The sequence below is a fragment of the Stenotrophomonas sp. YJH_SMC_36 genome, from assembly GCF_059369935.1.
Genome location: NZ_JCAFTD010000009.1, coordinates 1 through 18,123, shown reverse-complemented (window position 1 = coordinate 18,123; position 18,123 = coordinate 1). Strand labels below are relative to the sequence as shown.

Genomic DNA, 18,123 nt, shown 5'->3' with positions numbered 1-18,123 from the left:
GTTGCTCAGGCGCCGTCGACGCCCTGCCAGCCCTGCTCGTGCGCCAGCTGTTGCAGCAGTGCCGAAAGGTCGTGGGCGAAACCGGCCATGTCGAACACGCCGCTACGCGCGCGGGCCTGTGCCAGTTCGGCGCGCAGTGCGGCCAGCGCTGCCGGATCGTTGCCGAGCGCACGGGCGGTGGCGATGAACGCCGCATCGTCGGCAACGTTCATCCGTGCCAGGCCCAGGTGATGGTTGAGGCTGCCGGCCACGCGCGCGGCGAAGGTCTCGCCCGGGCAGGTGAGTACCGGGCAGCCCGCCCACAGTGCGTCGGAGGCCGTGGTGTGCGCGTTGTACGGGTGTGTATCCAGGAACAGATCGGCCAGTTGATAGCGGGCCAGATACTGCGGATGCGGCAGCTTGGGCATGAACACCAGCCGCGCCGGGTCCAGACCCGCTGCCTGCGCCGCTGCCCGCAGGCGCGCATCGGCCTGGCCGGGGCCGGACAACAGCCATAGAACGCTGCCAGGCACCGCCGCCAGGACGGCGAACGCCCGCCCCATGCTGCGCGGGTTGAGCTTGTAGCTGTTGTTGAAGCAGCAGAACACCACGCCGTGTCCGGGCAGGCCGCACGCGGCGCGATCCGGTGCCGGCCCGAGCGCGCGGGTGTTGTCCGAGGGCTGGAACGCGCGCGGCAGGTACACCACGCGCTCGCTGTGGTGGGGCGCCAACGCCGCTGGCAGGACGAACGCATCGGCGATCACCGCATCCAGCCACGGTGCGCCGGATGTGCCGGGATAGGCCAGCCAGTTGAGTTGCAGCGGGGCAGGGCGCAGCGCCAGCACTTCCGGCGCGCCGCCACCGCCCCAGCCACGCAGGTCGAACAGCAGGTCGATGCCCTGTGCACGGATGGCGGCAGCGATGTCGGCATGGCGGCGCCCCGCCAGATCGTGCAGCCGGGTTGCCGCCTGCAGCCGCTGGCGGATGCGGCTGCCATCGTCCCGGTTCAGTGCGAACAGATGCAACTGCAGTTCCGGGTGGCGGCCCAGCTGCTCGAACAGGGCAACGGTCAACAACCCGGTCGGATGTGCGCCGAAGCCGTTGGAGAGGAAGCCGATCCGCAGGGCTCCCTGTGTCCGTACCTTCACAGCGGGCATCGGCCGCACCGATGCGGCCACCGCTGCGGCGCGCGTGCGGGCGCAGGCCAGCTGCTCGGCGGCGCTGGCGTCTTCGCTGAGGAAGGCAAAGGGCTCGACCGCGCCCTGCCCGGTCGCGACCGCGCCGCGCACCTGCGCAGCCAGGGCCTCCACGTCCTGCCAGTCGCACAGGCGGCGTTGCCATGCCAGTCGCTGGGCGGCGATATAGGGTTCGTCGGGCATCAGCCCATGTGCACGCCGGTACGCGGCCGCCGCGCCCTCGGGGTCGCCGGCATCTTCCAGGGCATGGCCCAGCCACAGCGCGATGCCGGGATGCTCCGGAGCGCGCGCTGAAGCCTGTCCCAGCAGCGTCGCAGCGTCGGCGTGCGCACCGGCCATCCATGCCACGCGACCCAGCCGGGCCAGTGCCTCGGGATGGTCCGGCCGCAGCTGCAGCGCACGCCGTGCGGCCTGCTCGCCTGCGCCGATGTCGCCGGCTTCCAGTTCCAGATCGGCCAGCATCACCCAGGCGACGAAGTCACCGGGCTGGCGCGCGATCGCCTGCTGCAGTTGTTGCCGCTGCTGCCAGGCCGACATCGACGTCAGCCCGCCGACAGCTGGGCCAGGGCATCCACCTGGTGCTCGTGGCTGAGGCGCTGCAGCAGCGGGTCCAGATCGCCGGCGAGGATGTTGGGCAGGTCATACAGGGTCAGGCCTTCCACACGATGATCGGTGATCCGCCCCTGCGGGAAATTGTAGGTGCGGATGCGCTGGCTGCGATCGCCACTGCCGACCTGCAGGCGGCGCGATTCGGCCTGCGCGGCGTCCTGGCGCTGGCGCTCGGCGTCGAGCAGCTGCGCCTTCAGGCGTTTCATCGCCTTGTCGCGGTTCGCGTGCTGGCTGCGTTCGGTCTGGCATTCCACCACCACGCCGGTCGGCACGTGGGTGATGCGGATCGCCGACTCGGTCTTGTTGACGTGCTGGCCACCGGCACCGGATGAGCGGAAGGTGTCGACCTTCAGGTCGGCGGGGTTGATGACGATGTCATCGACTTCGTCCGCTTCCGGAATGATCGCCACGGTAGCCGCCGAGGTGTGGATGCGGCCCTGCGATTCGGTGGCGGGCACGCGCTGCACGCGGTGCGTGCCGGATTCGAATTTCAGCCGCGAGAAGGCGCCACGGCCGACCACGCGCGCCACCACTTCCTTGTAGCCGCCGTGCTCGCCGGGGTTGTCGGACTCGATCTCGACTTTCCAGCCCTGGCGCTCGGCATAGCGCGCGTACATGCGGAACAGGTCGCCGGCGAAGATCGCTGCTTCGTCGCCACCGGTACCGGCGCGGACTTCCAGGAACAGATTGCCCTCGTCACGTGGGTCGCGGGGCACCAGCAGCAAGGCCAGCTCCTGCTCCAGTTCCTGCAGGCGCGCCTGGGCCGAGGCGATTTCCTCATCGGCCAGCTCGCGCAGGTCCGGATCGGCGCGCATGCCCTCGGCGGCGGCCAGGTCGGCCTTGGCGCGCGCCTCGTCGGCCAGTGCGGTGGCGACCGGTTCAAGTTGGGCGAATTCGCGCGAAAGGTCGCGGAAACGGGTGTTGTCGGCGACCACGTCGGGTTCGGCGAGCAGGCGTTCCAGTTCTTCGCGGCGCTCGGCCAGCGCTTCCAGCTTACGGCGCAGGGTCGGCGTCATCGGTTCTCACGGGTGGGTGGCGGTAACCCGGCGTGGCCGGGAACAGGCGCTCGGCGGCGCGGGTCAGGTCGGCATCGCCGCTCAGCGCGGCCGCGCGCAAGGCAGCGGTCGGGGGGTGCAGGAGCCGGTTGGTCAGGCCGTGGGCCAGCAGTTCCATGACCTCTTCGGCCGGCTTGCCGTTGGCCAGCTGCTGACGGGCACGTTCGAGCAGCTCGGCGCGGGTGGCGTCGCCGAAGGCACGCAGTTGCCGCAGCGGCGCGTGGTGGGCGCCGGCCTGCAGGGTCTCGACGAAGCGCGATACCTGCAGGTCGATGATCGCTTCGGCTTCGGCGGCCGCCTCGCGACGGCCGCGTCGATTGTCTTCCACCGCGCGTTCCAGATCGTCCACGGTGTACAGGAAGGCATCGTTGAGCGTGCCGACCTCAGCCTCGATGTCGCGTGGCACGGCCAGATCGAACAGCAGCATCGGCTTGTGCCGGCGTGCACGCAGTGCATTGGCCACGGTCTCGCGGTGGATCACCGGTTCGCGTGCGGCGGTGGCCGAGAACACGATGTCGGCCTCGGCCAGATGGCGTTCAAGCTCGGTCAGCGGCAGGGCCACGCCGCCATGACGGCTGGCCAGTTCCTGCGCATGGGCGATCGTGCGGTTGGCGATCAGCAGCCGCCGCACCTTGCCTTCGCTGAGGTGGCGGGCGGCCAGCTCGATGGTTTCCCCCGCACCGACCAGCAGCACGGTGGAATCATCCAGGCGGGCAAAGGCATTCTGCGCCAGGCGCACCGCGGCCGAGGCGACCGACACCGGGTTGGCGCCGACCTGGGTATCGGTGCGCGCACGCTTGGCCACGGAGAACGTCTGCTGGAACAGCCGGTCCAGGCGCTGGCCAAGCAGACCGTGGTCGCGCGCGGTTGACCAGGCATCCTTCACCTGGCCCAGGATCTGCGGTTCACCCAGCACCATCGAGTCCAGGCCCGTCGCGACCCGGAACAGGTGGCGCACGGCGTCGGCATCAGCATGCTGGTACAGGTAGCCCTGCAGGTCGCCGGCCTGGCTGCGCAGCCACTGGTCCAGCGCCTGCGCCGAATCGGCCACCGCGTACAGTTCCGTGCGGTTGCAGGTGGACAGCAGCACCGCCTCGGCGATCTGCGGGGTGTCGCGCAGCGAACCGAGCGCGCGCGGCAAGGCATCGCCGGCGAAGGCCGCGCGCTCGCGCAGTTCCACCGGCGCGGTCTGGTGATTCAGTCCGAGCACCCACAGGGTCATTGTTCAGTTGCTTGCGATAAGCTGCTGGCCATTGGACGACATTTTAAGGCCCCGATGCCGACGATGCCCGCATTGATTCGCATCCCCAGTGTTCTGCTGCTGTCCCTGGCGTGCAGCCAGGCCCTGTCGGCGGCGCCCGCCAAGCCCCCGGCGCGGGGCGCCGCCACCGAGGAACTGGCACTGGAGCCGGTGATGGCCGGCGAGTTCGCCCTGCAGGCCGGCAAGCTGGCCGAGGCGGCGCGCTGGTACCTGCAGGCCGCCCAGCGCAGCGACGGCGATGCCGGCCTAGCCGAGCGCGCGACCCGTATTTCCATGCTGGCCAACGACGATGCCAGCGCCGCCCAGGGCCTGGCCCTGTGGCAGCAGCGCGCGCCACGGTCGCTGGCCATGCGCAGCGCGGCCGGTGCGCTGGCGATGCGCCAGGGCGACGTGAAGGCGGCCCGCAGCGAGCTGCAGAGCCTGCTGCAGGACAGCGATGACCGCGGCTGGAAGTTTGCCCTGGCCGCGCTGGTCGGCGGTGGACGCGATCCGGCCGTGCCGGCGCAGGTGCTGGGCGAGCTGGTCGATGCCAACGCCATCCCGCCGAAGATCGAGGCCTGGCAGGAATTCGGCCGCCTGGCGCTGCGGATGGAAAAGCCGGAGCTGGCACGGCGCATGATCGACGAGGTGGTCAAGCGCTTTCCGGAAGAGCCGCGCGTGGCGTTGCTGCGCGCCAGCCAGCTGCAGCAGGCCGGGCAGACCGATGGCGCGCTGGCGCTGCTGCGCGAGGTCGAACCGAAGACCCGCCAGGATCCGGAACTGCGCAACGCGGTGGCCATTGCCTACGACAGCCTGAACCAGCCGGCCGCCGCCGAGCGGGTGCTGGCGGTAGGGCCGCAGGACGTGCAGACCTGGGGAATGCGGGCGTCGCTGCTGGCCAAGCAGGGAGACAAGGCGGCCCTTTCCAACCTGTACAGCGAGCTGTCGCGGCAGGCCGCCAAACCGGACCCGGCGCAGCGCCTGCTGCTGGGCAAGATCGCGGAGTATCTGAAGCGTTATCCGGAAGCGGTGCAGTGGTATCACAGCGTGCCGGGCGGCGATGAACTGAGCGAGGCCCGCCTGCGGGCGGCGAGCGCACAGGCGCTTGCCGGGCGCCAGAGCCTGGCGCTGGACGAGGTACACGCGATCCAGTCCGATGCCGGCGTGGACGATGAGGTGCGCCGCGACGCCTATCTGCTGGAAGCGGAACTGCGGCAGCGCGCCAGCGACGATGCAGGTGAACTGGATGCGCTGGCCCGCGGTCTGGCCGCTTACCCGGACGAGAATGCACTGCTGTACGCGCGTGCGTTGGCCTGGGAACGCCGTGATGATATTGCCCGTGCCGAGGCCGACCTGCGCAAGATCCTGATCACCGAGCCGGAGAACGTGCCGGCGCTGAATGCGCTGGGCTACACCCTGGCCGATCGCACCGGTCGCTACCAGGAGGCGCTGGAACTGATCGACCGTGCCCGCGTGGCCGAGCCGGACAATGCCGCCATCGTCGACAGTTATGGCTGGGTGCTGTATCGCCTGGGCCGCAACGAAGAGGCGCTGGTGCAGCTGCGTCGTGCGTGGACCCTGGCCAAGGATCCGGAGATCGCCGCACACGTCGGCGAAGTGCTGTGGGTGCTCGGCCGGCATGACGAGGCCCGCCACTTCTTCGAGGAAGCGGCCAGGCTCGACCCCGACAACCGCGCGCTGCAGCGTGCCCGCGAGAAATTCAATCCATGAGTGTTCTTTTCCGGCCGCTGCTGTTGGCAGTGGCGACCGTCGCCATGACTGCCTGTACGTCGCTGGGCACCCAGAAGGCACCGGCGCCGGCCGTGGTCGAGACCGTGTCGGCGGAAGCGGCACAGGCCGAAGCCGCGCGGGTAGCGGCGCTGCAGGCGCAGCCGGAGTGGTCCTTCCAGGGCCGGGTAGCGGTCAGCAAGGGCAAGGACGGTGGCAGTGGACGCATCGACTGGCAGCAGGCCGGGCGGCGCTACGTGATCGAGCTCAGTGCACCCGTGACCCGGCAGAGCTGGAAGCTGACCGGCGACAGCCAGCATGGAGGCGGTCGCCTGGAGGGACTGGCCGGCGGCCCGCGTGAAGGCGAGGACGCGCAGCAGCTGCTGCTGGAGGCCACGGGCTGGGAAATCCCGGTCAACTCCCTGCCCGAGTGGGTGCGTGGGCTGGCGGTTGCCGATCCCGCCGGCGCGGGCAAGGTCGAGCGTGATGGCGAAGGCCGCCCGCGCCGCATGCAGCAGATGGGCTGGCAGATCCAGTACCTGGACTGGTACCCCGCCGAGGCCGGGCGCCCGTCCCTGCCGCGCCGGATCGAAGCCAGCAGCGGAGACGCCAAGGTCCGCCTGCTGGTGGACCAGTGGGGGCAGGGCGCGCCATGAGCGCGGGTGCGGAGGATGCGGGCTGGTCCTGGTGGCCGGCCCCGGCCAAGCTGAACCTGTTCCTTCATATCACCGGCCGCCGCGCCGACGGCTATCACGAGCTGCAGACCGTGTTCCGCCTGCTGGATTGGGGGGACCGCATCGGCCTGCGCCTGCGTGAAGACGGCCAGGTACGTCGGCAGGGTGAGGGATTGCCGGGTGTGGACGAGGCCGACGATTTGGCCGTACGTGCCGCCCGCATGCTGAAAGAGGTCGCCAACATCGACCAAGGTGTCGACATCATCGTCGAAAAGCATATTTCGGCCGGTGGTGGGTTCGGCGGTGGGTCATCCGACGCTGCCACCGTGCTGGTGGCACTGAACCGGCTCTGGAACGCCGCTCTGGACGAGGACGCGTTGGCCGCGCTGGGCCTGCGCCTCGGCGCGGATGTGCCGGTGTTCGTGCGTGGCCGTAACGCCTGGGCCGAAGGTGTGGGAGAGCGGCTGCAGCCGATCACCCTGGCACCGGCCTGGTATGTGGTGGTCGAGCCCGGCGTTCATGTTCCGACCCCGGTCCTGTTCGCAGCCCCGGATTTGACGCGCGACAGCCCAGTGGCGAAAATAGACGACTTCGCTTCCGGGGCCTTGGTCGGGAACGCGTTCGAACCGGTGCTGCGCCGCCGCGAGCCTGCCGTCGAGGCAGCACTTGCCGCGTTGAGCGACATCGGTACCGCGCGACTGACCGGTTCTGGAAGTGGTTGTTTCGTCGAATTCGCATCGCAGACTGCCGCACAGCAGGGGCGGGCGAAGTTGCCGAAGGAGTTGCGGGCCAGGGTGGCTGCGGGCGTTGCGCGTTCGCCGCTGCTGGATGCACTCGAGCAACACTGATTTCAAATGCAGGGGCGTCGCCAAGAGGCCCAAGGCACCAGGTTTTGATCCTGGCATTCGTAGGTTCGAATCCTACCGCCCCTGCCAATGCGGCTGTGTCCGCGCCTTCAGCGCATCATCCGCGCGGGACGTGGAAACAACCGCGGTGTTGTCAGCAGCAAGGGTCCGGCGTGGTCCTTGCCGCCACCGGATCCCCGCCACTCGTCCCCGCCCGAGACAATCATGATGCAAGAGTCCCCGAACCTGCTGGTCTTTTCCGGCAACGCCAACAAACGTCTGGCGCAGAACATCTGCAAGGAACTGGGGGTTCGCCCGGGCAAGGCGCTGGTCTCTCATTTCTCCGATGGAGAAGTGCAGGTGGAGATCGAAGAGAACGTCCGCAAGCAGGACGTGTTCGTGATCCAGCCGACCTGCGCGCCGAGCGCGGAAAACCTGATGGAACTGCTGGTGCTGATCGACGCGCTCAAGCGCGCATCGGTGAACAGCGTGACCGCCGTGGTGCCGTACTTCGGTTACTCGCGCCAGGATCGCCGCATGCGTTCCTCGCGTGTGCCGATCACCGCCAAGCTGGCGGCGAAGATGTTCAGCACCGCTGGCGCTGATCGCGTGCTGACGGTCGACCTGCACGCCGACCAGATCCAGGGCTTCTTTGATATTCCGGTCGACAACGTTTATGCCTCCCCGCTGCTGCTGGCCGACATCTGGCGCGCCTACGGCACGGAAAACCTGATCGTGGTGTCGCCGGACGTGGGCGGCGTGGTCCGCGCCCGTGCCGTGGCCAAGCGCCTGGATGATGCCGACCTGGCGATCATCGACAAGCGCCGTCCGCGTGCCAACGTCTCCACCGTGATGAACATCATCGGTGACGTCGAAGGCAAGACCTGCGTGATGGTCGATGACATCGTCGACACCGCCGGCACCCTGTGCGCCGCTGCCGCTGCCCTGAAGGCGCGCGGTGCGCTCAAGGTCGCCGCCTACTGCACCCACGCGGTGCTGTCGGGCCCGGCGGTGGACAACATCACCAATTCCCAGCTCGACGAGCTGGTGGTGACCGATACCATCCCGCTGAAGGACGCAGCGCGGGTGTGCAGCAAGATCCGCCAGCTGAGCGTGGCGGAGATGCTGGCCGAAACGATGCGCCGCATCGCCTTCGGCGAGTCGGTCAGCTCGCTGTACGTGGACTGAGTTTTTCGTCCCTGCCGGCAACGGCAAGGACTTCCCCGGATGCTTCTGGTCGCGGAAGCATCTTCAATCGCCAAGCCGCAGGGCAAGGCAACAACCTGAGTAGTCGAAAATGTCGAAGACCCATGAAATCAAGGTCACCAAGCGTGAACTGCAGCGTAAGGGTGCGAGCCGCCGCCTGCGTCACGCCGGTGTGATCCCGGCCATCGTGTACGGCGGCAACGCCGAGCCGGTCGCCATCAGCCTGGACCACAACGAAATCTGGCTGGCACAGCAGAACGAGTGGTTCTATGCCTCGATCCTGGACCTGAACCTGGACGGCCAGGTGCAGAAGGTCCTGCTGCGTGACATGCAGCGCCATCCGTACAAGCAGCTGATCATGCACCTGGACTTCCAGCGCGTGAACGAGAACGAAGCCCTGACCGCTTCGGTCCCGCTGCACTTCATCAACGAAGACACCTCGCCGGCCGGCAAGGCTGCCGACGTCGTGGTCACCCACGAACTGAAGGAAGTGACCATCAGCTGCCTGCCGAAGGACCTGCCGGAGTCGATCGAAGTCGACCTGGCCGACCTGGCTGCTGGCGACGTGGTGTACCTGTCCAACATCAAGCTGCCGAAGGGCGTGGAAATCCCGGCCCTGGCGCTGGGCAAGGACCACGACGACGCGATCGTCACCGCCAAGCACGGCAAGGAAGACGCTGCCGACGCTGAAGAAGCACCGGCCGCCGAGTAATGCCCCCGCGGCGCCTGCTCCGGCAGGCGCCGCCCCGGCATCTACAGGAAGATCCAATGGCAGGACTGCGACTGATCGTCGGTCTGGGCAATCCCGGATCGGAGCACGCCCGGACCCGGCACAATGCCGGGTTTCATTTCGTTGAGGCCCTGGCGGAAAAGGCAGGGGCGCGATGGAGCGTGGACAGCAAGCTGTTCGGCGAGACCGCCAAGGTCGAGATCGCCGGGCAGACGGTATGGCTGCTCAAGCCTGCCACTTTCATGAACCTCAGTGGCAAATCGGTCACCGCCGCGCAGCGGTTCTGGAAGATCGAGCCCGAGGAAAGCCTGTTGGCGCATGATGAACTGGACCTCCCGCCCGGTGTGGCGCGGCTCAAGTTCGACGGCGGTCATGGCGGCCAGAATGGCCTGCGTGACACCATCCGCCTGCTGGGTCACGGCAAGTTCCATCGCCTGCGCGTGGGCATCGGCCATCCCGGCCACAAGGATCGCGTGGTGGGCTGGGTGCTGGGCCGCCCGTCCAAGGACGACGACCTGCTGATCGCGCGCGCCATCGACGATGCGATCGACGTGATGCCGCTGGCCGTGCAGGGCGATTTCAATGAAGCGATGAAGCGCCTGAACACCCCGAAGTAGCTGCCAACCCCGGTTGGCACCCGCAATGATCGATTGAAACAGCTTGGGAAAGCGGCGCGCGCGCTGTTTTCCCAATCAATTTCACCCCAGAGGTTGTCAAAGATGGGTATCAAATGCGGCATCGTCGGCCTGCCCAACGTCGGCAAGTCGACCCTGTTCAACGCGCTGACCAAGGCGGGCATCGCCGCGGCGAACTTCCCGTTCTGCACCATCGAACCGAACGTCGGCATCGTGCCGGTGCCGGACCCGCGCCTGAACGAGCTGGCAGCGATCATCAACCCGCAGAAGGTCATTCCGACCGCCGTGGAATTCGTCGACATCGCCGGCCTGGTCGCCGGTGCTGCCAGCGGCGAAGGACTGGGCAACAAGTTCCTCGCGCACATCCGCGAAGTCGATGCGATCACCCACGTGGTGCGCTGCTTCGAGAACGCCGACGTCATCCATGTCAACAACAAGGTCGATCCCATTTCGGATATCGAAACCATCGATACCGAACTGGCCCTGGCTGATCTGGACAGCGTCGAGAAGGCGCTGAACCGCGCCGAGCGCGCTGCCAAGGGTGGCGACAAGGAGGCCGCCGCGCGCAAGCCGGTGCTGGCCAAGCTGCAGGCTGCGCTTTCTGACGGCAAGTCCGGCCGTTCGGTGGGTCTGGACGAGGAAGAGAAGGCGCTGGTGCGCGACCTGTTCCTGCTGACCCTCAAGCCGGTGATGTACATCGCCAACGTGCTGGAGGACGGGTTCGAGAACAACCCGCACCTGGAAGCCGTGCGCGCGCACGCTGCCGCCGAGGGTGCGCAGGTGGTACCGGTGTCCGCCGCGATCGAGGAAGAACTGTCGCAGCTTGACGACGAGGATCGCGACACGTTCCTGGCCGACCTGGGCCTGAGCGAGCCGGGCCTGAACCGCGTGATCAACGCGGCCTACAGCCTGCTGGGCCTGCAGACCTACTTCACTGCCGGCGTGAAGGAAGTCCGCGCCTGGACCGTGCGCAAGGGTGCCACCGCCCCGCAGGCCGCCGCGGTCATCCACACCGACTTCGAGAAGGGCTTCATCCGCGCCGAAACCATCGCGTATGACGACTTCATCAAGTACAAGGGCGAAGCCGGTGCCAAGGAAGCCGGTCGCCTGCGCCTGGAAGGCAAGGAATACCGCGTGCAGGAAGGCGACGTGCTGCACTTCCGCTTCAACGTCTGATCCAGCGGCATCGGATCGACCCCGGACGCCCCGCCCCGAGCGGGGCGTCCGCGTTTCCGGCATCCGTCTCTGCGCTGGACAAAAATTGACCATGCTCTGAAACGCCTGCAGCGCAACGTTCGCACACACTTGTCCACATCAAACCCCCACCGCTTTCCACGCGCGGTGTGGAAAACCCAGCGTGCCGCTGTAGCGCCGAGCCCATGCCCGGCTGATGCCAGCCGGAGCCGAGCATGGGCTCGGCTCTACAGAAGCTTGTCCGCACGCCGTGGACAAAATTTCACCGCGCTTGGAAACGCCTGCGCGACAACGCTCTCACCCACTTGTCCACATCAAGTTCCCATTGCCTTCCACGCGCCGTGTGGAAAACAATCGCGGCCGTGGACAAAAAATAACCACGCATGGAAACGCCTGAGGCGCAAGGCTCTCGCCTACTTGTCCACACCAAGCCCCCATCGCTTTCCACGCGTGGTGTGGAAAACCACGGCCAACAGCAGATTCCGATTTCGGACTTGTTGCATGGTGCGCGGCAGCGGTGCTGCTTCAGGCTGGCCTCCGGCCCTTCCACTGACACGGGCGGCATCACGCCTGTGCGCGACCCGGAGAGTTGCTATGACGACGCGAACGTATGGGTGGGTAGTGGCGATCGCGGCCCTCGGGTTGCTTCTGGCCTACGGCTACCAGTACATGGTCGTGCGGCCTGCACGAGGGAGTGCATCAGCCCCGGAGTGCAGTGCGGTCAGCCTGTTGAGTGCCATGCGCGAGCGGTTGCGACCCGAAGCGGACTTCAGCGAAAGCGGAGGTATCTACCTGGACTCTGTTGACCCGGAGGATCCAGAGGCACTGATCGCCTATGCAGCACTGGGCCGTTTCTGCCAGGAGCCAGCAGGACGACGCACCGATGAGGGGCAGGCCCTTGCCAGACGGCTTGCCCGGATCGCATCCAGCTTCATCGTCGGGGGAAGGCTTGAGCCCGGTCGCTACGTCCTGACCGCGGCCACGGATGGCTCCCGGGGCGATGAAGTGGTGGCAGTGTCACCGGAACACCTTGCACTGCTGCGGAGCATGAACACCCGCACGCTGGGGAGAGCAGTGATGCTGATGGACAGCAAGCGTCCCTACGGTGATATGCATTATTTCTACATCGACATGGCCCGCGCGCTGGGGGAGCCGGTTCCGCTGGACGCGAATGGTAATGCGACGTTCGCGCCGGGGGTGATTGCCCGGTACGACGAACTGCATGGACAGATGCTTGATGTGGTCCGTGTTTTCTGGCGCTTTGCGGAGCCGGTGCAGTCTGCGTCCTGAGCGGAACTGCACGCGGAAGGCGACGGAGGCCTGCGCCCCCGTCTTCCCGCCTGAGTTCAATGCAGCGGCACGCCTTACAGCGCGCTGCCGCCGAACTTGTGCGTGTACTGCAGATTGATCGTGCGGCCCACGCTGTCGAACCAGGAGACGTCGTAGTACGGGTACGCCGTGTATGTGGCGTCCTTCGGCGGCATCTTGTTGAACACGTTGACCACAGACAGAGACAGGCGCGAGTGGTCGTCGAAGCGATACTGCACCGACGCGTTGTAGCGGTACGTGGCCCTGATGTACGGGCTGTCGCCGCTGTCCCAGTCGAACACCTGGTCGTAGCTGTCCGAGGTGGGCAGCTTGCCCAGTCGCGAACCGTACACGGTGGCCGACCACGCATCCTTTTCCCACGTCACACTGACGCTGCTCTTGGTGCGTGGGATGTCGAAGCCGCTGTTCACCGCGAACTGGTCCTCGATCGCATCGCCGGTGTAGCGCTGGAAATCGTGCTTCTTCACCCAGGTGTGGCTGCCGTTGAAGATGAAGTCACCGATACCGGTCTGCAGGCGGTAGCGCAGGCCCGCATCGATGCCTGAGGTCGACTCGCGTGCCACGTTGATCGGATTCACGTGCACCCCGTACAGGCGGCCGTCGGCGGTCCGGGTCACCCGCGCCAGTGCGTCCACGCAGGTCGGTGACGTGATGTCGGCGTCGCCCAGGCGGCAGTTCGCTTCACTGGCCAGGATCGTGCGCACGTCCATGTCCTGCACCTGCCTGCGCATGTCGATGTCGAACCAATCCACCGAAAGATCCAGCCCTGCGGCCGGCGACCAGACGAAGCCTGCGCTCCACGAGGTGCTGGTCTCCGGGTCCAGCTCGCGGTTGCCGCTGCGGCTGCGGATGACGTTGCGCTCGTAGTCCGAGCAGTCGTCGGCCTGTTCGGCGCGGCAGCTGTACAGGTCCTCGGCGCTGGTCTCGTCGTTGCCGGGGCCGGCAAACACGTAGTGCAGGTCCGGGGCGCGGAAGGCCGTGCCGTACGAGCCGCGCACCAGCAGGCTCTCGACCGGGCGCCACTCAAGGCCGCCGCTCCAGGTCGCCTTGCCGATCGTGTGGCCGGAGTAGCGGTACTGGTCATAGCGACCGGCCACGCTCAGGTTGATCGTCTCGTGCAGCGGCATGCGCAGCTCGGCGGCCGTTGCCCAGCGGTTGCGCGAACCCTTGCCGTCGGAATCCTTCCAGCTGTAGTAGTAGTACTGGGTCGCCAGCGGATCGGGATTCAGCGCGTAGGCCTGCTGGCCCACTTCCACGGTCGCGGCAAAACCGGCATCGCCGCCGGGCAGGGCGAACAGCGAGCCGTTGGTCAGGGTGAGGGCGGCCGTCTCGGTGCGGGACTTCGGGGTATAGGTGGTGCGTGCGGCGATCGCGTCGTACTCGGCGCGGGTCAGCGGGCGGTACAGCCGCGACGGATCGGCGTTGTAGATCGGGAAGCCGTCATCGTCCTCGCCCAGCTGCGGGCCCAGGAACAGGTCGTTGGCCCTGCCGGCGATGATCTGCGGCCAGCTGATCCGCGACTGGTACTGCGAATGGCTCAACGCCGCTTCGTAATCCCAGTTGCCGGCCAGGTTGCCCTTGAAGCCGGTGGTCACGCTGAAGGTCTTCTGCGTGCTGCGCACCATCGCGTTGCGCAGGCCACCCATTTCCTCGGGCGAGAACTGACGCTGCCAGAACTCGATTTCGCCGGTGGCTTCGTTGCTGAAGTAGCCCGACTCGTCGCCGTCGGCGGCCATCCGGCCCCACGACGTCACGTCGCGCATCAGCGCCAGCGTGTGGTAACCCATCTGCACGTCGGCGAACCACTGCTGGCCGTTGTCGAAGTCATAGCTCAGCGAGGCATAGCCGTTGGCGCCGCGGCGCTTGCTGAGGATGGTGCCGTAGCCGATCGACGCGTCGCTGCCGCAGTAGTAGCCATAGCGGGGGCGGAAGGCATGGTAGGTGCTGCCCTGGTTCTGTCCGCTCAGGGCATCGCAGGTGGCCGCGCCCGGATCCAGGTAGTCATCGTTGTAGTCGGTGCGCAGGTAGGCACGGCGGGCGATGCGCGAGCCCTCGGTCGGCCCGTCCTGGGTCGAATCCTGGATGTCGCGCTCATAGGCCCACAGCGGCGTCTGCGACTGCAGCTCCACGCTGTACACCGCATTGAAACGGCCCGTGCTGAACCCGCTGGACAGGCTCATGTCGAAGGAATCGCCACCGCCTTCACTGGTGGTACTCATGCGCACGTCGACCGTGGTGCCGTCGGCCTTCTTCTTGAGGATGAAGTTGACCACGCCGGCGATCGCGTCCGAACCATAGATGGCCGAGGCGCTGCCGGTCAGCACTTCGATGCGGTCGATCATGCCCAGCGGAATGTTGGACACGTCGGTGAAGTTGCTGCGGCCCTGGAACGGCATCGGGAAATCGGCGATGCGGCGGCCGTTGACCAGCACCAGGGTGTGGTTGGGCCCCAGCCCGCGCAGGTCGACCTGCTGCGCACCCGGCGAGAAGTCGGCGCCGCTGGAGGATTGCTGGCTCTGCGTCTCGCCGCCGTTCTGGGTCATTGCCCGCAGCACGTCCGGCACGGTGGTGAAGCCGCTGGAACGGATCTGTTCGGCGTCGATCACCGTGATCGGGGCGGGGCCCTCGACCTGGGCGCGCGGAATGCGTGAGCCGGTGACCTGTACCGCATCGAGCTGCCGTACCGGAGAGGAGGCCGGAGCCTGGGCCGCCGCAGAAGCGGCAAGGCCCATCAACGCCAGCTGGATCGACCACGCCATCGCCTGTCTACGCATGAGAAGTTCCCGGAAGTAATGCCGGCCCGCAGAGGAGGGGCCCATCCCCCATTCAGATTTCCGCAATGGGCGCCGGCATTTAACGCCTTTTTCATGCCCTTGACTACTGATGACCCATCTGGCAAAGAGTGAAAACGCTTGCAGGTCGTTTCTGTTCAGGGAGATCAAGATGCGACGGTTCCATCGAAGGCTGCGTCACGTGCTCGCCGGCCTGGCAGTGCTGGTTCTCCTGGGCTCGCCGCTGGCCGCGTCCGCGCAGGACCTGCAGGGGCCGGGATTCGCCTATTACGAGACCGGCGATCTCGATGCCCCGCGACCGGGGCCGAGGGCGCCGGCGATGATGCTGATGGGCGGCGGAGAGTGGGTGCCGGAGGCGTTCCAGTGGTGGTTGAAGCAGGCCGGCAATGGCCGCGTGCTGATCCTGCGCGCCTCCGGCAGCGACGAGCTGCAGGAGCGTCTGCACCATGACATCGGCGGCACCACCGCCGTGCAGACCCTGGTGTTCGACAGCCGTCGTGGCGCCGACGACCCGGCCGTACTGCGGGTGGTGGCCGCGGCCGACGCCATCTTCATCGCCGGCGGCGACCAGTCGCGCTACATCCGCTTCTGGAAGGGGACCGCACTCAACCGCGCGCTCAATGCCCACGTCCGTGCCGGCAAACCGATCGCCGGCACCAGTGCCGGATTGGCGATCCTCGGTGGCTATGCCTACGGCGCGCTTGACGGTGGCAGCGTCACCTCCGCCGCCGCGCTGGCCGACCCGATGGGCAGCGCGGTGACGATGGACAGTGGCTTCCTGCAGATGCCCTATCTGCAGCGGGTGGTCACCGACACCCACTTCGACCGGCGTGATCGTCTCGGTCGCCTGATCGTTTTCGTTGCCCGTGCCGCGCAGGACAGTGGCGACCCGGACATGATCGGCATCGGCGTGGACGAAGACACCGCGCTGTGCGTGGAGCCTGACGGACGCGCGCAGGTCTACAGCGCCGATGGTCATGGCAGGGTCTGGGTGGTCCGCCCGGGCCGTGGCGCGGACCGGCTCACGCAGGGCGAACCGCTGCGTTTCCACGCTGTGCCGGTTACCGTGGTGGCAAGCGGTGGCCGCATGCGGCTGGACGACTTCCAGGCCGACGCCGACTATCACGCAGCGGTCGATGTTGACGGTGGCCGGATTGAACTGATCCGTCGCTGACCGCTGCTGCCGGCCGCGCGCCGGCGCTTCCCTTCAGGCATCTCGTCGAGCCTGCTCGATGCCATCGCTTCCATTTCCGGAGATATCGATGAAGCTTCATCTGGCGCTGTCTGCGCTGCTGTCCCTGCCGTTGCTCGCCCATGCTGCGCCGGATGCGTCGCCCCTGCTGGTCATCCATGGCGGTGCCGGCGTCGAGCGCAAGGATCTGTCCGCCGCCGAGGAGAAGGCGGCACGTGCGGCACTCCGTGCGGCGCTGCTGAAGGGACATGCCGAGCTGGCAGCCGGTCGCCCTGCACTGGCGGCGGTCACCGCAGCGATCACCGTTCTCGAGGACGATCCCACGTTCAATGCCGGCAAAGGCGCGGTGTTCACCCACGACGGGCGCAACGAGCTGGACGCGGCCGTGATGGATGGCGCCACCCAGGCGGCCGGCGCGGTGGCCGGCGTGCAGCGCGTACGCAACCCGATCCTGCTGGCAACGGCCGTGATGCAGGAATCGAAACACGTGATGATGGTCGGGCAGGGCGCTGAGGCGTTCGCCGTCGAGCAGGGCATGACCCTGGTCGATCCTTCGTACTTCCGCACCGACAAGCGCTGGCAGCAGCTGCAGCGCGCACTGAAGGAGGAGGCCGGCGGCCAGGCCCACGCCGACCTGGAAACGGCCCGGCACTTCGGCACGGTCGGTGCGGTTGCGCTGGATGCGCAGGGGCGCCTGGCAGCGGGCACCTCCACCGGAGGAATGACCAACAAGCGCTACGGGCGTGTCGGCGATTCGCCGATCATCGGCGCCGGCACCTGGGCCGATGCACGCTGTGCGGTGTCGGGGACCGGGTGGGGCGAGTACTACATCCGCACCGCTGCCGCGCACGAGATCTGCGCGCGTATCCGCTACCAGGGCCAGTCGCCGGCGGAGGCGGGCAGGGGCGTGATCAACGAGGCGATTCCGCAGATGGGTGGGGATGGCGGTGCGATCGTGCTCTCCGCCGATGGAAAAGCGGCCACGCCGTTCAACACCGAGGGCATGTATCGCGGCTGGATCGGTGCCGACGGCGTTCCGCATGTGGCGATCTTCGCCGACGAGGCCTTGGCACTGCCCGGGCAATAGGCTTGCGTATCAAAGGGTTTGCGACGCATGTGAAAAAAAGTGAAAAAAAGCGTTGACAGGCCCCCGCTTCATCTCCAGAATTGCGGGCTCACCACCACACACCGCAACGCTTCGGCGGCACGGGATGGGGTTGAAACGGAGGGATACCCAAGCGGCCAACGGGGGCAGACTGTAAATCTGCTGGCTTACGCCTTCGGTGGTTCGAATCCACCTCCCTCCACCAGCTTCACGTTGTGGCACTTCCCGGTGCGGGAGTAGTTCAATGGTAGAACCTCAGCCTTCCAAGCTGATGGTGCGGGTTCGATTCCCGTCTCCCGCTCCATTGAATGAACTTTGAATATTATCGAGTTCATGCCATAATGCAAAACTCGCTCACGTAGCTCAGTCGGTAGAGCACTTCCTTGGTAAGGAAGAGGTCGAAGGTTCGATTCCTTTCGTGAGCACCATCTTCAGCACCACACCAGACGAATTCGAGATAAGCAGCCATGGCCAAGGGTAAGTTCGAGCGCACCAAGCCGCACGTCAACGTCGGCACCATCGGTCACGTCGACCACGGCAAGACCACGCTGACCGCCGCGCTGACCAAGATCGGCGCCGAGCGCTTCGGTGGCGAGTTCAAGGCGTATGACGCC

At 67.0% G+C, this 18,123-nt stretch carries 15 protein-coding genes and 4 tRNA genes; 15 read left to right on the top strand and 4 right to left on the bottom strand.

Annotated elements, in window-relative coordinates; genetic code table 11:
• Window positions 1-5: 5 nt before the first annotated feature.
• From AC5P76_RS16695 to hemA, 3 genes are read right to left on the bottom strand one after another with little or no spacing between them, the layout of a single operon-like run.
• Window positions 6-1,712, bottom strand: coding sequence for an O-linked N-acetylglucosamine transferase, SPINDLY family protein (locus tag AC5P76_RS16695; protein WP_193396240.1), 1,707 nt, complete (start codon window positions 1,710-1,712; stop codon window positions 6-8).
• A 5-nt stretch (window positions 1,713-1,717) separates the two neighbouring features.
• Entirely contained in the window at window positions 1,718-2,800 is a 1,083-nt protein-coding gene (prfA, locus tag AC5P76_RS16690; protein WP_053520283.1) for a peptide chain release factor 1, read from the bottom strand.
• Window positions 2,778-4,061 (bottom strand): glutamyl-tRNA reductase, encoded by a 1,284-nt coding sequence (hemA, locus tag AC5P76_RS16685; protein WP_128990687.1) that lies wholly within the window; start codon window positions 4,059-4,061, stop codon window positions 2,778-2,780. The genes prfA and hemA overlap by 23 nt, the downstream gene beginning before the upstream one ends.
• Window positions 4,062-4,124: 63 nt before the next feature.
• Here hemA and AC5P76_RS16680 point away from each other — a divergent pair, with 63 nt between their 5' ends.
• The 9 genes from AC5P76_RS16680 to AC5P76_RS16640 all read left to right on the top strand — a co-directional run bounded on the left by AC5P76_RS16680 (window position 4,125) and on the right by AC5P76_RS16640 (window position 12,381).
• The gene (locus tag AC5P76_RS16680) at window positions 4,125-5,810 is read left to right on the top strand and encodes a tetratricopeptide repeat protein (RefSeq protein ID WP_253120500.1); all 1,686 of its coding nucleotides are present in this window, start codon (window positions 4,125-4,127) and stop codon (window positions 5,808-5,810) included.
• Complete coding sequence (gene lolB / locus AC5P76_RS16675) at window positions 5,807-6,463, top strand: lipoprotein insertase outer membrane protein LolB (RefSeq protein ID WP_253120497.1); 657 nt, start codon at window positions 5,807-5,809, stop codon at window positions 6,461-6,463. Before AC5P76_RS16680 ends, lolB begins: the two co-directional genes overlap by 4 nt.
• A complete protein-coding gene (gene ispE / locus AC5P76_RS16670; protein WP_053520287.1) occupies window positions 6,460-7,329 on the top strand; it encodes a 4-(cytidine 5'-diphospho)-2-C-methyl-D-erythritol kinase in 870 nt (289 codons plus the stop codon). Before lolB ends, ispE begins: the two co-directional genes overlap by 4 nt.
• A 10-nt stretch (window positions 7,330-7,339) precedes the next feature.
• Window positions 7,340-7,416: transfer RNA gene (locus AC5P76_RS16665), tRNA-Gln, on the top strand.
• Between the two features lie 138 nt (window positions 7,417-7,554).
• Complete coding sequence (locus AC5P76_RS16660; RefSeq protein ID WP_053520289.1) at window positions 7,555-8,514, top strand: ribose-phosphate diphosphokinase; 960 nt, start codon at window positions 7,555-7,557, stop codon at window positions 8,512-8,514.
• A gap of 109 nt (window positions 8,515-8,623) precedes the next feature.
• On the top strand, window positions 8,624-9,244 hold the full coding sequence (locus AC5P76_RS16655) for a 50S ribosomal protein L25/general stress protein Ctc (protein WP_053520288.1): 621 nt from the start codon (window positions 8,624-8,626) through the stop codon (window positions 9,242-9,244).
• Window positions 9,245-9,300: 56 nt separating this feature from the next.
• Window positions 9,301-9,879, top strand: a complete 579-nt coding sequence (gene pth / locus AC5P76_RS16650; protein WP_495222792.1) for an aminoacyl-tRNA hydrolase — start codon at window positions 9,301-9,303, stop codon at window positions 9,877-9,879.
• 102 nt (window positions 9,880-9,981) lie between these two features.
• On the top strand, window positions 9,982-11,073 hold the full coding sequence (ychF, locus tag AC5P76_RS16645; protein ID WP_053520317.1) for a redox-regulated ATPase YchF: 1,092 nt from the start codon (window positions 9,982-9,984) through the stop codon (window positions 11,071-11,073).
• 612 nt (window positions 11,074-11,685) lie between these two features.
• Window positions 11,686-12,381 carry a hypothetical protein gene (locus AC5P76_RS16640; RefSeq protein WP_253118854.1) on the top strand — a complete coding sequence of 232 codons (696 nt, stop codon included), beginning with the start codon at window positions 11,686-11,688 and terminating at the stop codon, window positions 12,379-12,381.
• Between the two features lie 74 nt (window positions 12,382-12,455).
• Here AC5P76_RS16640 and AC5P76_RS16635 read toward each other — a convergent pair whose 3' ends face one another.
• Window positions 12,456-15,194 carry a TonB-dependent receptor plug domain-containing protein gene (locus tag AC5P76_RS16635; protein WP_253118855.1) on the bottom strand — a complete coding sequence of 913 codons (2,739 nt, stop codon included), beginning with the start codon at window positions 15,192-15,194 and terminating at the stop codon, window positions 12,456-12,458.
• 169 nt (window positions 15,195-15,363) lie between these two features.
• Between AC5P76_RS16635 and AC5P76_RS16630 the strand changes: the two genes are divergently transcribed.
• The 6 genes from AC5P76_RS16630 to AC5P76_RS16605 form a co-directional block, all read left to right on the top strand.
• Window positions 15,364-16,386 (top strand): cyanophycinase, encoded by a 1,023-nt coding sequence (locus tag AC5P76_RS16630; protein WP_053520321.1) that lies wholly within the window; start codon window positions 15,364-15,366, stop codon window positions 16,384-16,386.
• An 88-nt stretch (window positions 16,387-16,474) separates the two neighbouring features.
• Window positions 16,475-17,491 (top strand): isoaspartyl peptidase/L-asparaginase family protein, encoded by a 1,017-nt coding sequence (locus AC5P76_RS16625; protein WP_253118856.1) that lies wholly within the window; start codon window positions 16,475-16,477, stop codon window positions 17,489-17,491.
• Between the two features lie 137 nt (window positions 17,492-17,628).
• A tRNA-Tyr gene (locus tag AC5P76_RS16620) sits at window positions 17,629-17,714 on the top strand.
• 25 nt (window positions 17,715-17,739) lie between these two features.
• Window positions 17,740-17,813 (top strand) — tRNA-Gly (locus tag AC5P76_RS16615).
• 48 nt (window positions 17,814-17,861) lie between these two features.
• Window positions 17,862-17,937 (top strand) — tRNA-Thr (locus tag AC5P76_RS16610).
• Between the two features lie 39 nt (window positions 17,938-17,976).
• Window positions 17,977-18,123, top strand: a 147-nt coding sequence (locus tag AC5P76_RS16605) for a GTP-binding protein (RefSeq protein ID WP_495206207.1), incomplete at its 3' end; no start/stop codon positions are given.